The sequence below is a fragment of the Candidatus Bathyarchaeia archaeon genome (assembly GCA_041447175.1).
Lineage (GTDB): Archaea > Thermoproteota > Bathyarchaeia > Bathyarchaeales > Bathycorpusculaceae > JADGNF01.
Map to the genome: position 1 here is coordinate 56,115 of CP166960.1, position 15,648 is coordinate 71,762.

General features: G+C 45.9%; 18 protein-coding genes and 2 tRNA genes. 13 read left to right on the top strand and 7 right to left on the bottom strand.

The window, feature by feature from the left end:
- Position 1: 1 nt before the first annotated feature.
- A complete protein-coding gene (locus tag ACBZ72_00380; protein ID XES77354.1) occupies positions 2–925 on the bottom strand; it encodes a site-specific integrase in 924 nt (307 codons plus the stop codon).
- A gap of 306 nt (positions 926–1,231) precedes the next feature.
- Between ACBZ72_00380 and ACBZ72_00385 the strand changes: the two genes are divergently transcribed.
- From ACBZ72_00385 to ACBZ72_00410, 6 genes are all read left to right on the top strand, one after another.
- On the top strand, positions 1,232–1,660 hold the full coding sequence (locus ACBZ72_00385; protein XES77355.1) for an EVE domain-containing protein: 429 nt from the start codon (positions 1,232–1,234) through the stop codon (positions 1,658–1,660).
- Between the two features lie 51 nt (positions 1,661–1,711).
- Entirely contained in the window at positions 1,712–2,035 is a 324-nt protein-coding gene (locus tag ACBZ72_00390; GenBank protein ID XES77356.1) for a hypothetical protein, read from the top strand.
- Between the two features lie 77 nt (positions 2,036–2,112).
- A complete protein-coding gene (locus ACBZ72_00395; GenBank protein XES77357.1) occupies positions 2,113–2,481 on the top strand; it encodes a hypothetical protein in 369 nt (122 codons plus the stop codon).
- A gap of 15 nt (positions 2,482–2,496) precedes the next feature.
- Entirely contained in the window at positions 2,497–3,381 is an 885-nt protein-coding gene (locus ACBZ72_00400; protein ID XES77358.1) for an alpha/beta fold hydrolase, read from the top strand.
- A 339-nt stretch (positions 3,382–3,720) separates the two neighbouring features.
- Positions 3,721–4,434: a hypothetical protein gene (locus tag ACBZ72_00405; GenBank protein XES77359.1), complete on the top strand. Its 714-nt coding sequence runs from the start codon at positions 3,721–3,723 to the stop codon at positions 4,432–4,434.
- Between the two features lie 69 nt (positions 4,435–4,503).
- A complete protein-coding gene (locus ACBZ72_00410; protein ID XES77360.1) occupies positions 4,504–5,034 on the top strand; it encodes a helix-turn-helix transcriptional regulator in 531 nt (176 codons plus the stop codon).
- A 42-nt stretch (positions 5,035–5,076) separates the two neighbouring features.
- Here the strand turns inward: ACBZ72_00410 and ACBZ72_00415 are convergent.
- Positions 5,077–5,153, bottom strand: a tRNA-Val gene (locus tag ACBZ72_00415).
- 16 nt (positions 5,154–5,169) lie between these two features.
- On the opposite strand from ACBZ72_00415, the gene ACBZ72_00420 reads away from it, so the two are divergent.
- The 6 genes from ACBZ72_00420 to ACBZ72_00445 all read left to right on the top strand — a co-directional run bounded on the left by ACBZ72_00420 (position 5,170) and on the right by ACBZ72_00445 (position 10,222).
- Positions 5,170–5,358 (top strand): hypothetical protein, encoded by a 189-nt coding sequence (locus ACBZ72_00420; protein ID XES77361.1) that lies wholly within the window; start codon positions 5,170–5,172, stop codon positions 5,356–5,358.
- Between the two features lie 94 nt (positions 5,359–5,452).
- A tRNA-Phe gene (locus ACBZ72_00425) sits at positions 5,453–5,529 on the top strand.
- A gap of 180 nt (positions 5,530–5,709) precedes the next feature.
- A complete protein-coding gene (locus ACBZ72_00430) occupies positions 5,710–6,255 on the top strand; it encodes a hypothetical protein (protein XES77362.1) in 546 nt (181 codons plus the stop codon).
- The gene (locus ACBZ72_00435) at positions 6,242–6,367 is read left to right on the top strand and encodes a hypothetical protein (GenBank protein XES77363.1); all 126 of its coding nucleotides are present in this window, start codon (positions 6,242–6,244) and stop codon (positions 6,365–6,367) included. Before ACBZ72_00430 ends, ACBZ72_00435 begins: the two co-directional genes overlap by 14 nt.
- 702 nt (positions 6,368–7,069) lie before the next feature.
- Entirely contained in the window at positions 7,070–8,137 is a 1,068-nt protein-coding gene (locus ACBZ72_00440) for a hypothetical protein (GenBank protein XES77364.1), read from the top strand.
- Positions 8,138–8,281: 144 nt separating this feature from the next.
- Entirely contained in the window at positions 8,282–10,222 is a 1,941-nt protein-coding gene (locus ACBZ72_00445; protein ID XES77365.1) for a DnaJ domain-containing protein, read from the top strand.
- Positions 10,223–10,310: 88 nt separating this feature from the next.
- Here ACBZ72_00445 and ACBZ72_00450 read toward each other — a convergent pair whose 3' ends face one another.
- Complete coding sequence (locus ACBZ72_00450) at positions 10,311–11,540, bottom strand: MFS transporter (protein XES77366.1); 1,230 nt, start codon at positions 11,538–11,540, stop codon at positions 10,311–10,313.
- Between the two features lie 155 nt (positions 11,541–11,695).
- Positions 11,696–11,998 (bottom strand): hypothetical protein, encoded by a 303-nt coding sequence (locus ACBZ72_00455; protein ID XES77367.1) that lies wholly within the window; start codon positions 11,996–11,998, stop codon positions 11,696–11,698.
- 123 nt (positions 11,999–12,121) lie between these two features.
- Here ACBZ72_00455 and ACBZ72_00460 point away from each other — a divergent pair, with 123 nt between their 5' ends.
- Complete coding sequence (locus ACBZ72_00460) at positions 12,122–12,481, top strand: hypothetical protein (GenBank protein ID XES77368.1); 360 nt, start codon at positions 12,122–12,124, stop codon at positions 12,479–12,481.
- A 23-nt stretch (positions 12,482–12,504) separates the two neighbouring features.
- Here the strand turns inward: ACBZ72_00460 and ACBZ72_00465 are convergent, their stop codons facing one another.
- The 3 genes from ACBZ72_00465 to ACBZ72_00475 form a co-directional block, all read right to left on the bottom strand.
- Positions 12,505–13,002, bottom strand: a complete 498-nt coding sequence (locus tag ACBZ72_00465; protein ID XES77369.1) for a peroxiredoxin — start codon at positions 13,000–13,002, stop codon at positions 12,505–12,507.
- A 56-nt stretch (positions 13,003–13,058) separates the two neighbouring features.
- Positions 13,059–13,718: an endonuclease III gene (gene nth / locus ACBZ72_00470; GenBank protein XES77370.1), complete on the bottom strand. Its 660-nt coding sequence runs from the start codon at positions 13,716–13,718 to the stop codon at positions 13,059–13,061.
- A gap of 431 nt (positions 13,719–14,149) precedes the next feature.
- Positions 14,150–15,445, bottom strand: coding sequence for a winged helix-turn-helix domain-containing protein (locus ACBZ72_00475; protein ID XES77371.1), 1,296 nt, complete (start codon positions 15,443–15,445; stop codon positions 14,150–14,152).
- Between the last annotated feature and the right edge of the window lie 203 nt (positions 15,446–15,648).

Sequence of the window (15,648 nt, forward strand, 5' to 3'; positions counted from 1 at the left end):
GTTATGCTGGTTTTTTGAAGTATGTTATTCCATCTGCTTGGCACACGAGTATGCAGTCGTCTTTGATGGCTTGTTCAATTTCTTCTTTCGTTCTGCAAACAACTGGAATCCATGTGCTTGATGCTTCATCAAATAGGCTGATGTAGTGTTCGGTCTGGTTGGCATGTTTGTGCCCTAGCATTTGCTTAACAAATAGTAGGCTCTTTGTTTGGTGGTAAGCCTTAGAACCACTAAACCGTCTAAAGTCGTACAATTGAATCTGCTTCAGTTCTGGTTTATCGTACTTTTTAGCTATGAGGTTTCTGCAATGGCGATAATTATTTCCAAAGTTCTCGCTTGTTGTCTTAAAGAGGCTGTCATTAGCGCCTAGACGCTTGTTAATGATGTAGGTTTTTAAAAGCTCTAACGATTTAGTTCTAAGCTTTCCTTCACGCCCGATTGTATGTTTCGCGCCTGTGATTGATACAATTCCTGTTGCTAAATCGATGTCTCTAAGCTTTAGCCACGTTAGCTCAATTGGTCGTGTTCCTAAATCCTTACTCATCGAAAGTTTAACACTCATTTCAATTCTTGCATGATTAATCAAAAAATCAACTAATTCTTCTTTGGGGGCTTTACGTTTCTTGCTGTAGCGTGGATAAAATGGCTGTTGCCATTTTGCGTCAACTGATTTGACAAAGCAAGTATAAGCTTCGATAAGGTTCTGTTTGTGACCGTTGGAGACTTTGCGTTTTCCTATGTGAAGTTTTACTGCTTCGGGGTCTGAAGTGTCACAGCTTCTTTCCAAATTTCTCAGGAGCTTGGCTACTTTTCTAACTGTGGTTTCCTCGTAGCCATTTTTTGTCATCCATAACATGACGTTTGTTATGTTCATCTTTCCGAGTTGAGTAGGGCTTTTTTGGGTTTGTTCAAGTTTTTGTTTCATTGTTTTATTTCCTCCTTTTTCGCAGAGCCCTTTTATTCAACTGGGACGACTGTTACCCTTGGGGGATGATGTTGCCGTCCCAGTCTGATTGGGAAAGATGACGAACAACAGGCGCAGACCCCAAATATTAAATTTAAAACACTTCCCATTATTTGGAATTAATGGGAGGACGCGTATCTGGGACCCAGTAGCGAATACCAATGTGAAAAATGCCGCAAAGTATTCTCAAGTACCGATTTGGGGTCAAACAAATTTTGTCCTACTTGTAAAAGTAATCTTACACCGCATCTTCCATCGAAATACTGGATGTTCCAATTCAACCCTGAAACTTACGATTGGTTTGGCTGGATTCGCTCAAAGCCAGAAACCGAGCAGTGGTTAACAAGTCGGTATATTAGATTTATCTGCAAAGATGACAAGGCAGTTATTTGGTGCTCAGGTGAAAATGGGGGAATACTTGCGATGGGTCTGGTAACAACATATCCACAAAAGAGCGCTCTTGCTCCAGAACAAGCATTACATTACCGAAAAAAAGATGATGTGATGAAATTTTTGAAAAAGCCCAGTGTCATCATAAAATACACAAAATTATTCGTTGACAGACCAATTCTTCAAGATAAATGTCGAAAGGACAAAATTCTTTCATCTATGGATGTATTCAAGAATCCTGAAGGAACTAACTTTAAAATAGCAAAAAAACATTGGAATAGAATTATAGATTTAAATGATGTTTGATGCCTACTTAACGTTCGTTAAAACCCTAAATACACCAGTGTGATGTAAGCCTTGATGGAAAGCCAGAGCAAAAAGTTCCATTTTCAAGAACTCAACTGGGTCATCAGTTTCCCCGCCAGCGGTAACTGCGGCAAGTACCGAGACTATGCTGTTGTGCTTTTGGAGCAGCAAAACGGCAGCCCCCAAAGCGTGCAGCGCCTTACGTTGGGTGAAGTTTTGGACCGTGTCGAACTTGACCTGCATTACCCTCACACCGTTGGCTACTACAAAACCTGCATTGGGCAAGACGCTGATTTTAAGCCCGACTACCTTGAGCTCCGCGAAATCCGCACGGTCGAGGAGTTTTGGGCGTTTCTTAACGCCGCCAACCTCTAACATCTGGCTGCACGGCGGTTTTGGGGCAAAAAGAAAAATAGGCAGGAACGCACAGTTAAACTGAAGGAATGTTGATTATGAAGCAATGCAGTTTTTGTGGCTGCGACCTTACAGATGAGGAAGCCATAGAGTCCGGCGGCAAAATCCTATGCGAGGAATGCTACATGGAGGCATCCAACCCGCCCAAAGCCTGCGACCCCCTCGCTGTTGCCTCAGCAGTTTCGCTACGCAAGCAAATGGGGCAAAAAGGCGCTGAAGGGTTAACTGAGCAGCAGAAAAAAATCTACCTTCTCATCATGGAACGACGCCAAATCACCCGCGACGAAATCCAGCAAACCATCAACCTCACACCTGACGTTCTCGAATCCGAATTTGCCACCCTACGCCACTGTGAACTCATACGCGCCCACAAAGAAGGCAGCAACGTCTATCTTACCCTCTGGTAAACCCGCGGAGTAGCCATGAGCAGCCAAAGTCAAACTTTCACCCTGCCCGACGGCAGACAACTTGGATACGCCCAAGAAGGCACAGGTACCCCAGTCATCTACTTTCACGGCACCGCAAGCAGCCGCCTAGAAATCCAGCTCCTCAAACAACTCACAACCCACGGCAACCTACGCCTAATCGGCATCGACCGACCCGGATACGGCTTATCCACGTTCAACGACCGCACCCAACTCCGAGACTTCTGCCCCGACGTTACCGCCCTTGCAGACCACCTTGGCATAGACGAGTTTGCGGTGCTCAGCTGGTCAGGAGGCGGACCCTTCGCCCTCACCTACACAGCACTAAACCCGCAGCGGGTAACACGCCTCGTAGCCGTCGGCTGCCCCTCACTACCATTTGACCCCGCAACAGCCCACAACGGAAACCCACTGGTAAAATTCGCCATGAAAAGCCCCTTGATTGCAAAATTCGGGTTAAGCATGTTTCGGCGGTCAGTTTTTAATGCTAACCACGACCTCGAAGGCTACTTGGCTTCACGCAGTGGAAAAAACATGGTTGCCGACTGGCCGAAACCTGACGCCTGCTTTTTTTCAGACTTGGCATGGCTCAAAGTTATGTACGGTGCAATGGAGGAAGGGTTTAGGCAAGACGGCTGCAGCGTAAAAGCGGTTTACCAGGAGCATATGCTTTTCATGAAACCCTGGAATGAACCCCTCAAACAGATTCCCAACGGCAAAGTGACGCTTTGGCAGGGCGCCCAAGACAAAACCTGCCCCGTGGACAACGCCCAAAAAATCGCCGAAATCCTCCAAGGCGCCAAAGTGGAGGTTTTCCCCGACGAAGGTCACTGCCTCATGTTTGCCAAACCCGCCCAGCTTAGCAAAGCCTTGGTTTCATAGCAAAAATTCACGCGCACCACGCACGGTTTAATCCCCTTAATTTTTGGGTATAACTTTTTCTGTACTCTAAACTTGCTTGTTTTCAGGAAAACTTGCTCATAAAGGAACTGTTGGGGAACATTTGAGAAGAGCGGAACGGAACATCATGGCTTCTTTGATGATGTCATAGAAAATCAGCTATCAAACATGTAGTAACCTCAGAGCCCCAGTAAAAATGAACGTGCAATAGTTGTAAATAAGGGTTAACTGCATATTTTGCTGTATTTGAAATGCATTTCACGTAACCCATTAGGGTTGTTTCAGGTATTGTGAGCTTACCGAAAAAATTGGTGAAGAAAAATGGAAAAAACAAAAAGGTTAGCTCTGTTGGGTCTCCTGCTCTTGGTGTCCATTGGCTCTGCTGTTGTAGCGCAGGCAACACATGTTTTTCAGAGTTTTGGCGCCGTTGACGAGGCCGAAATCAGTATCCAAACTGCATCAGTTACTCTTATCCTCTCTGCCGAGGAACGTCAAGCGGCTATTAACCTTGCATTGGCAGTTCCCCAGATACAGCAACTGATAAACGCCACCACCAACTACACCGCCACCGCCTCCGAAATCTTTGACATACACGAAGTCAACGGCGACATCACACTTACCCCCAAAGAAGGCTTTGCAGTAGTCACTATACAACTTACCACGGACTACGGCGACGAGTTTGGCGTCCAAACAGCCAAAGCCACCGTGGACCTAACCCACAACCAAGTCACCAACACCGACATCCAACCCGAGGCTCGCAAACCAAAAATCCAAACCAACACGATGCTTCCCCAAGAACTCATCCAAAACGCCTCCGAATACGACGGCGTAGTCGTAACGGTCACGGGTAAAGTAAGTGTTTTGGGCGAAGTTTTCGGCTCCCTGTTCGTGCTGGACAACACCGTAACCGTATTCTACAGCCACCAAGACGCAACCGTTGACGTATCCAACATCAGCAACGGCGACACAGTCACTGTCACAGGAAAATTCACCGCACCTGACACCCTCTACGCCCTATCAATCGAGAAAACCTAAGAGGGAAAAAGACGTGAAAACCAACCGCAACCTAAACCTCCCTTTCTTTCTAAACCGGAGGCGCCGCAAATGAAAACGATGCAAAAAACCGTGCTCATGGCGGTGTTGTTTGCAGTTTCAGCCTTCACTTTCGCCCTCAAAGTCCTCATGCCTACCTCCACCCGCATAATCATACCCGGAGAAGACCCCATAATCGTTGGCGAAATCCTCCGATACACCCAGCTTGACGTAGCCATAATCAGCGTCGCAACCATAATCCTAGCCGCAAGCAGCTTCTATCTCCTGTTCGCAAACTCCTTTGACACAAAACACACCACCCTCTCATCTAACCCGAACCCCGAAGCCTCAGAAATTGACTTAGCCTTTGCCCTCCACCTGCTAGACGGCGACCGACGCAAAGTCCTCAACGAAATAGTCCAAGCTAACGGCGAAATTCTGCAAAGCGACCTACACATAAAAACGGGGTTCCCCAAAACGAAGATAACCCGAATCCTCGATTACCTTGAACTTAAAGGGCTGATAACCCGGAAAAGCTACGGTATGACCAACAAAATAATCCTGAACAGGGAAAAACCTGCCACCTTAAAACAGACCCAATGACGACGTTGACCACAGAAACCCGTTTCCTTCTTTGATGGTGTGTGGTGGGCCGTACCGGATTTGAACCGGTGATCTTCGCCGCGTGAGGGCGACGTCCTAGCCAACTAGACTAACGGCCCAATTGCCCAGCGGTAGATGAAAACTACATATTCGCCCTTCATAAAACCTTTCCCCTCCAACGCCCACACCAAAGGCAGGTGCAACACAGAAATGAAGAAACCCAGCTTCGAATTAGCAAAAGACCATGAGCAATTCCTGATTTTTCTCTGCTTTACCGCCAGCGGACTGGCAGGCTACATCCTAACCCACTTGGTGTACCTCTAAAACCCACGAACATGAACACTGCAGATTCGGGGCGGGCAGAAAACTTTAAAACGGTTCTCCTCATTCTTGGATGTGGTCACTCCCAATGCTGCGTGCCGAGGTAGCTCAGCCTGGGAGAGCGCTCGGCTGAAGACCGAGTTGTCGCATGTTCAAACCCTGCCCTCGGCACCAACAAATTCTCCAAAAATCTTTTTTCTCAAAATATGCGCTTGTAACTTTTGAATTAAACCGCCCGCCAATCTGTATATTCAATCTTGGTATTCAAATCAAACACATGTTGTTTCCTGCACAAAATATGTATGGGTATTTTTCAGAAGCACTTAAACGCATCTATAATTGAGGAGAATATGTATGAGGGCTGAGAAATTTAATAAACTTTTGTTTGTTACAGCAGCTTTTGTAATACTTCTTGGAACTACAGGTTTGGCGAGTTGCCAAAGCTACCCTGTAGATGTCAGTGATGGTGAATTCACTGGATACCCTGGGGTCAATGAATGGGCTGGCTATGAATACAGCAGGGCCAACCCCACTGATTTGGGTTCTTATGGATATTACATTTACCAAAACGACTACATTTATATGATGCATGACATCGCTATCGATGTTTCACCTAACGCGGGCGACTTCAACTACTTTAAGATAACATTTGCAGATGGTGCCGTTATGATAATTACGGTCAATGTTGATGGAACAGCATCCCTGCTTCTTGATGGCTCTGATGTGACAACTGACCCCGAATATGACTTCGCGGCTGGTTCCTCTTTTGGTCCTTCACCTAACTCTGATATCCCACATCGAATGTATGAAATCCGTGTACGTTACACTTCTGCACCCGTAAACCTAATTGGAGTATTTGACAAGATTGAGGACGATGGCGATGTCCTTGACTTTTTTTGAACTTCCCGAGTCGCCTTCTGGAACGTTGGCAGCTTTTTCAGCGGGCATCGTAGCGCTCGCCTCGTTGAAGATTGTGTCAAAACGAAAACAAAGCAAACCCGCCAAACTGTAACAGGCTAACAAGCAGCTAAGAACTGCTTGCACGCATCCTTTTTTTGTTGACGCTTTTCAAATGTAGTTGTCAGTTTCTCTAATCTCCCTGCCGTTAGCACCTGCAAATCAACTTTGTGTACTCGCTGACTTCTCTTTTCCGTTGACACGAACCGAGAACCGTGTTCATGTTGCTTTGGGGGCGTTTGGGTGTTCTGTGGGTTTTATTTGCCCTGCCCACGTTTTAGGGAGACGGCTTTAGGCATTCGGGTTTCGTTTTTCATAAGCCATCAAAAGCGTATCTGCCTCCTCATATTGCCTTGGTAGACTTTTCCGAGGCACCTTCACTTCAGTTAAATCAAACATTTATTTGGCTTTCTTTAAGCTACCTTTTCTTTGGAACCAAACCTCTTCAACGGATAATCAAGTAGCAGGAATTGAGAAGACCCTTTCTATGTGCACCAAACGGTGTGTACGAAATTAGCATCAACCTGTCAATCATGTAACAACGGTTCAAGGACGGCTTATGCTATCCCTTGGCATCACACAACTTTTCAAAATCCACAATATCCCACACGCTGCCTCCCCAAACAAAAATCAGCGGTTGAACTTTTTCCCAAAAAACTCTAATTAAACGAGCACGTAATAACGCCATTATGAACGACTGCGATGGCAAAGGCTTCGTTTGCTGGTTGGCTCTAGATATACTTCTTCGGGGATGCTTGTGACTCAAGTCTCTAACGAATATATTGATGCCGCCATCGAAGAACTGACCGCTTTGCTTGGAGTTAAAGAAAGTATTTCTCCAAAAGCAATGCTGGAACCTTTGCATGCAGGAAAAATCCAAGAATGCATAACCGCAATCGCGAATTACCTTGGGTTGCCGGTTTCAATAATTCTAACCGTGACTCCACAGAACTTGTACGGCGACAAAAATAGGGTGAACGGGGTTCCAACTTATTCCTCGCAGCCAACCCAAACTGTGGCTGCCCAAGTCTTCCTTCCCGACCGTCTCCCCCTTTATGGCTCGTCTGCCTTAACTGGGCTCCCCATCAAAGTGCAAGTAAGTGAGGAATGCACAAAAAACCCTGACACCTTCGTGGCAGTTATGGCACATGAACTCTCCCATGTGGTTATGCATTCACTTTGGCATCCTCAAAAACACAACGAAATTTACACTGACCTTGCTGCTATGCTCTTAGGTTTCTCTGAAATCGTCCAGATAGGACGCAAAACAACAGACGCTACACAACACTACTCCACAACAACCACAACGACCACAACCTACGGCTATTTATCAGACGAATCATTCGCCTATGCCTTCCACAAGGTTCAACAATCCCTCACAGAAAAAAGAAATCTTGAAAATGACCTGCGAAACCAGATCATGCAACAGCTTAGCTCTTACCAGGAACAAATTCGTGATTTCAAAGAAAAAATCGTTGAACTGGAAAAGTTAGCTGACTACTTGGATAAACATCCAAACAAGAGACTCGCAGAAAAAGATGCCCAAACAATTGTAGAACTGCACCGAGTAGACCGAATGGACCTTTTGGAAGCAGTCAAAAATAAGAACCTATCCAAAATGGAAGAAATGACTGAAGCGTCTGTAATTTGGCTCCGCGTAACAGGGCATTACACTGCCCAAAACGCAGACCGCTTACGTGATGCCCTTAGAAACATAGAGTACTTGATTTGGGCTTTAGACAAAGATTTGGAAAAAGTAGAAACCGAAATTGGCCTTCTGAAGAAGTATGTCGGGTTTTGGGGTAGGTTCGGGGTAAATCGGTAACTGAAAAGCAATTAGCTTTTTTTTGAACCATCACCCTTTTTCCACAAGTTTATACTCTTTGGCGCAATTTTTGGTCAGAGAACAATTTGTATTGACAAGCACAACCAAAAAATATATGAACCCCCGAAAAATCTAGTGCCCTTTATGGATGAAAGGCAAGGGCATGCTTTAGTTCTCTTATCAATTTTAGCCCTGTCCTTTTTCGGCATTTCTTCTTTTAGCTTCCCAGTAACTGCTCAAACTCAACCCTTCACAGTTTCTGATGCTGTCTCAGCGGGGCATGTTGACTACTGGTGGATTTCAGACGTTTCCAAAGGCGATTTAGTATTGTTAACAATTGTTGGGGACGTTGAATTCCAACTTTCGTACCCAAATTTCACTGTCATTGACCTATCCGACAAAGCCGTTCAGTTCATTGCTAACACAACCTCTGACCTCCTGTTGAGAATCACAGCAAATCCTGGAAAAAGTTACACAGTTCAGAGTACCCACCAACTTTCTAGGCAACCGATGCCATACGCGGGAAGTGGTCTTGTTAAAAATGGGGGATTTGATTACTGGACGATTTCCAATGTTCACGCTGGCGATTTGTTTTTGTTGGTTGTTTCTGGTGAAGATTTCTGGGATTGGGAAAGTCAACTTATGTATACAGATTTGTCAGTCATTGATACGATTGGGGGAACGACTACGGATACACCCAGAAATCCGAATCACATCTTCCAGTTTTACGCCAAAACTACAAACGATTTGTTGTTGAGAATTTCGCCCCCCTGGCATGGTGATATGACTTACACTGTTCAGTGTACTCATCCAATTCCCATGCATAATGTTGCAGTCACAGCGGTTTCCCCAGATAAAACTTCAGCCTTTCCCGGAGATGTCCTCAATATCTCCGCTGAAGTATCTAACCTTGGAGACTACGCTGAAACGTTTAATGTAACTGCCTCTTACGGTTCAAACCTAATAGATACAATTGTTGTCAACAATCTTACCTCTCAGGAAAAAAAGAACTTGAATTTTCAATGGGACACCACAAAAATTGCTTTCGGCAAATATACCATCTCTGTAACGGCAAAAGCGGTTCCATTCGAAGCAATGACGACAGATAACAAAATGACCAGTACTGAGATAACAATTAGAGACCCCACCGCCACGCCGTCACCTACACCTACACCAACGCCTGGACCCACATCAACACCAACTCCGACGCCCACTCCCACATCAGAACCTACGCCTACACCCACCCTTCCGCCTTCAGCCGATTTCATGGTCACAGCGTCTGCGGGACCCGGAGGCACAATTGACCCGTCGGGCGCTATGTTCACAACCTTTGGTGAATCCTTCACGTTTACTATAACCCCTGACTTTGGGTACCACATCTTGGACGTTACGGTAGATGGCGTGTCACAAGGGAACCTGTCAACTTACAAGTTAACCGATATCCGAAACAACCACGAAATATCCGTGACCTTTTCCCCAACACAAACTCCTCCACCTACGTCTACTTCCTCAGCTAGCCCAAAAGTCACCCCTACCCAGTCCGCAGTGGTTTCTCCTACGGTGCCAACGAATTCGCCTTCCCCCTCCCCTGCGCCTTCCCTCTTCAACAGCCCCTTAGTCTTGGGGGTAATAGCCTTGATAGTTCCCATTGGTGCTGTCGCAGCAGTCGCAACGGTCCTGCAGCAGAGAAAGAAAAAACATAACGGAAGCAAAAGACAAACTGAGGAAGCGTTTGCACGCGGCGAGCGTGAAAAAGCTGAACGAGAAAGAAACGAACGCGCAAGAGCCCAACGTGAGAAGGCGGAGCAGGAAAAGGCCCAGCGTGAAAGAAGCGAAAGACAAAGAGCGGAGCGAGAAAGCCGGCAAGGTAGCGCAAATTTGAATGGTTACTTCGCAACGTTGGGAGTGCCAAAGAATGCAACAAAAGAGCAGGTTAAGAAAGCATATTATGATCTTGTGCAGATTTGGCATCCTGACAAAGTTGCTCACGTTAAAAATCCCGAGTTTACTAAAATGGCTCATGACCGCTTCATCAAAATTCAACAGGCATATGAGGAAATCATGAAAGCAAAAGGCTGGACTTGAATTCTAGAATCGTAGCTTCAAGAGGGCAACTAGCCTTTTGTGCAACCTTGCTCTCGCCGTTGTTCTTTCAAGTTTTGCTATCTCTGTTTTAGTATCCGCAGATTTCTTTTGGCGGGTCCTTTGTGAAAAGCAAGTAAATAACGGCTGATACCGCACAGATTCCTCCAAACGCCCAGCCCACCGCTTGATACGAAAACAGCACCAGCAGTGTTCCTCCTACGGCGGCGCCTATGGCGCTTCCTATGCTTCCGCTGACGCTTTTGAGCGACAACATTGTGCCCCGTGACTGCGGGACCTGGTCTAAAACCAAACAGCTAAACGCTGTCCCGGCAAAGGAGAAAAACCATGCTTGGAACATGTTAAACGTCAGAGCCGTTTCAAGGGTGGGCGCCAAGAAAAAGGCTATCCCAAAAACGCTCGTTAGTAGCATGCCTATGACGCTTATTTTTTTGGCTCCAATTCTGTTAACGATGTGGCCTACAAACAAGGCTGAAACTATGAATAAACCTGAAACCGCCAGCATGATAAGGACCGTGGCGTCTCTGGAAACCAAAAAATATTCTCTATAGTATGCTATGGCGAACACTCCAAAGCTTCCGTTTCCTGCTGCTGCAAAGATGAAGCCTAGTAGGCAGGCTGATGCTGAACGGTTTGAGAGTACTTGTTTGAAGCTTTTTATGTAGTCTACTGGTTGGATAGAGCCTTTGTTTTTTGTGATAAATGATGGGAGGCTTATTATTGACAAGAGGAGCCCTATCGTTGAGATTGGGAGGACCAGAAACATGAATACTGACCTCCAGCCGCCAACGTTGGTTACGCCTACAATTAGTGGGTTGCCCACTAGTGCCGCTAAGTTTATGATTGCCATGATGTAGCTTACGGCTTTTGCTTTTCTTTGTGCAGGCATAAACTCTCCAATGAGTGTAAATGACATCACGTTCACCATCACTGTTCCGCCTCCTTCCAATGCAAACGCAAGCTGAAGGATCGTTAGTGTAGGTGCAAAAAATCCAACAATGGCGGAAACAATCACTAAAAGCGTTCCGATTAGCAAGAGTGATTTGTGTCTAAACCGTATGGTTAAGGCGCCCATCAAAAGAGCGAAAATTACTTCAGCGGCGTTGTTGACGGTGCTGAGTTGTGCAGCGACGCCGACGGGAACGTTAAAGGAGGCTGCAATGTCAACGGTTAGCAGCGACAGCATGGGTGCAGAAATGGCCACTGCAAACCCTGCCACTGCTAAGGACGGAATAACCATTCGATTATCCTCGGCTTTTTCGGACGCGTTAGCCGAAATGCCATCGTCCTGCGTAGCCATGTCTACTTTCTCTCCCCGGACATCATCTTGCTCTTTTAACGCGTTAATGGAACTTGTTCTGTTAAAAACGTTTGCTAAGTACGCATCATTTTCCGCTTCTGTGGGCAGTTACATCGTTAAAATAAACTAGAAACGTGTATTGTTGGAGAAGTAGCTCATTCGGCGGGTGACTCAGGTTCAGGCTGTGTTGAGGGCAGCTGTTCCTCTTCATCGGTTTCGCTTCTGGCATTGCGCATAGTGACTGCTGCTACTACAAATGAGAGAACTGCAAAAAGTAAAAATGGCAACATTGAGTCCAAGACGTAAACTTGAAGGTAATCTGATGGAAGGATGGAGCGCTGAATTTCTGCTTGGATGTTGATGGCTTGGAAGTTTATGAATGCAGTGAGTGCCGCGAAGGCAACAAAGACTATTCCGAACCCCGACGCAATTTGGCTGACGATTTTCCAGTTATTCATCTTTTTCTCACAGTGACTGTTGTTATGCAGCGGTTACCTTTTAAAGCATTGCCCAAATTCTTCATTTGATGACCCGAAAAGCATTAACGTAAAGAAACAAATGTTACAAAAGGAAGTGCTGTTTTGTCTACCTCTCCAAAAAACAACACCACTTGGGTTTACCGAATTTTTGACCGCCGAACTGTTTCCGTTAAAGCCAAAAACGATGGCGTCCGCAAAATTGCCGCTGTCGACCTGCAAACAAATTTTCCAATAGCCATAGACGTTCCTGAAGCCGTTTCCTTGCAGAGCATTGAGTTGGGTAACGCGTATGTTGCATCGTTAAAGGTGTACACTGCCCGAGACGTGGAGGGTGTTCCTCCAGAAAACGTGGCGTTCTTTAAGGTTTTGGACGTAGACCAATCAATCGAGGACTTCATCAAGGCATATTGGATTTACCCAAAACTGATAAAGTTTGAACTCGTGGAAGTAGAATCCATGTAGCTGAAGTATTGGGAAAAGAAGATTTATTGGATTTTGGCTAGAATTTGGGCTATTTCGTCGTAGTTGGGCTCCACTGTTGGGTCTTCTGTTGTCCATTTATAACGCACTATGCCTTCCCTGTCAAGAACAAAAATGCTGCGTTTCGCCGCGACGTAGCCTTTGAGCCCTGCGAAGTCGGGCATTTGTAGGTTGTAGGCTTGTATGGTGGCTCGGTTGTAGTCGCTTAAAATCGGAAAGGCGAGAAGGTTTTTTTCTGCAAAGCCTTTGTTTGAAAAGGGGTCATTGACGCTGATGCCTAGCACCTGTGCTTTTAGGTCAATTAAACGTGCCATGCTGTCTCGAAAAGTGCACATTTCTTTAGTGCAGACGCTGGTGAAGGCACTTACAAAAAATGCGAGAACCACTTTTTGCCCCTTAAATTCGCTTAGGCTTCGTGGTTTCATGTCTGTGTCTGGTAAGGTGAAGTCGGGGGCTTTTTCGCCCACTTGTGGCGTTTTCCCTAATTGGGCTGTGTTGGACATTAAGAAACCTCTCAGGTACATAGGGGGATGGTTGATGTATAAATCCGTTGTTATAGTTAGCCAAATGTGAAGGCGGAGGGGCAAATCTTGTTGAGTACGCACCCTGTGCAGTTGGGTTTTTTGGCGTCACATACGCGTCTGCCGTGGAATATCAGCAGGTCTGTTAAGTGCATCCACTGCTCTTTGGGCAGCAACTGCATGAGGTCTTGCTCGATTTTGTCTTGGTCCTTTTTGTCGGACAGTCCTAAACGTTGGGCAAGCCTGCGTACATGGGTATCCACTGCGATTCCCGCCGTGATGTCGTAAGCGTTGAAAAGAACGATGTTGGCTGTTTTTCTTGCTACGCCTGGGAGCTCCAGCATTTCTTCCATGGTTTTAGGGATTTGGCTGTGAAATTTCTCAACTAAGAGTTGCCCAGTTTTTTGCAGGTTCTTGGCTTTGTTGTGGTAGAATCCTGTGGAGCGTATGTCTTCTTCAAGTTCCGAAAGGCGGGCGTTGGCGTAGTCTTCGGGTTTGGTGTATTTTTTGAATAAGGCTTTAGTGACGAGGTTGACCCGCACGTCGGTGGTTTGGGCTGAGAGCATGGTTGCTACTAGCAGTTCAAGGGGGTTGGAGAAGTTTAGGGCGATTTTGGCGTCGGGGTGTTCTTTTTCGAGGAGTTGGATTATTTTTGTGGTTCGCGCTTTGGGTTCAAGGTCTTCTTCGGGTTTTTTCAAAATTGGTCCCTTCCGGTGGGTGCTGCTTTTGCGTGGTTGTTGTTGCGGAGTTATGGTTGTGCCACTATTTAAGTTGTGTATGCTTGCATAGAATGGTGTTGCTGTTGTGCAGTGAATTCCTGTTTTGATGAAAACCTATCCAGTGTTTCATAAAAGTTATGAATAAATCTCAAATTGGTTTATATTATTCCAAACATATGTGTGTGTATGGAAGCAAGGTGAAAAAAATGAAAAATAACTTAAATAAACATCTCGAAGAAAACGCCGCAAGGTACCTCACAACCCCCGCTCACTTAAGCCTTAAGGCTTGCACGTAGCCAAAAACAACAATGAGGTGACACATGAAAACAAACAAACCCAAAAGCAACGACTCAAACTTCCCCTTTTTTAGTTATAAGAACCCCCTTTTTCCACAGCCAACCACAAACATCTCAGCTTAATGTTTGAATGTTCGCAACCTCCCCCGTGTCAGCCCAAATTCCAACCGCAATTCGGTTAACCTGCTCTGGGTAAACCTTGTCCAGCGGCAACGTCACATACCAGTAAGGAATTAACTCCAGTGAGGCTTCGTCTCGGGGGTGGGGAACAAACTGTGCGGACGCTTCTGACTGAAGGATGGTGAAATTGGTGATTTCTGTTCCATTCACTGTCCAAGAATATTTTTCTGCGTAGTCTAAGGCAATTTGGATAGCTTGTTGCTGGTTGATGTTTATTTGGGTGCTTCCTACCGAAAGCAGAAACCAGCCGTCAGTGAACTCCGTTAAAAAGCCGTTTTGGTAGACGGCACGCAGGCTTTTAGCTGAGAAGTCAACCCCATCCTGCGAGTACATAAGCAAAACTTCTTGATTGTTAGGAAAACCCGAAATTCGCAGTTTAGTGTGGTCTAAGACTGTGCCATTGCTCTCCAACGTTGCCGACGCCATCAAGCTGCGCATATCTTGCAAGTACGCCTCGTTAGTGTAGTTCATGTATCTTTCAAGGAGTGCTTGTGTGGCGGCTATGGGGTTGTTGGGTTGAGGCTGAGAATAAATTGGTGAGCCTTCCTCAAGGTAGAGTTGGTAGCGGGAGAAGTGGTTGTTTCGGTAACGTAAAACAATGTCGATGCGGCTTTGGCTGCTGATGAGTGAATACTTGAGAACCTCCTCTAAAACTCCCCCTAAATCCGTGCGATATTGTACTGTATCGCTCAAGAGGGTTGCTTGGTATTTGGTTATGTCAATTTGAGCCACATCTTTCATGAAAACGACGGCTTTGTCGGTGCCTGACCCCCACGAGAGCAACTGCTGATTCTCCAAGTTTACTTGGTCCAAGCTGGCTTGCAGGTTGTTTTGGGTTTTGGACATTTCAGCCAACGAGGCATACTGTATGGCTGATAAGCTTGCTAAAAGCAATACGCAGATGGCGAGAATTGTGAACAGAGATTTCCATCGAAGAGGCAACGCTGACAAGCTTTTGGGCTGAGTTGCAGGGGCTTCCTCCACTTTCCGCATTGTGTTCACGGACACTTCGCCAAAGCTGGTCAGTCGGTATTTTCCATCCTCAGTTTTGGATACGAGTTCCCCTAAACTTTCCAGATGGTAAGTCAAATGCGAGCTGGATACGTCTAAGGCTTCAAGCATTTGTGAGAATGTGAGAGGTTTCTCAGAGAGCATGCGCAGAATTTTGCGGCGGGCAGGATGCTTAAGTGAACTGAACATAGTGGAGTAGATTTCATCCTCTGAAGACATTCTGCGCCCCAAGTGTTCTACGCTGTTTCCTTAGAAAAATCTTTGCCAAGCATTCTGTTCCAGAAACGAAACAGTTGGTCAAGAAACCTTGACTATCTTGTTCTGGTTTGTGAACAGCTTGAACGTTTTTTTTGTCAAGAAAACCTAACAAAAACCCATTTATCCAAACTTTTCCCTCCCACTTGTGGAGCATTTACGATGGG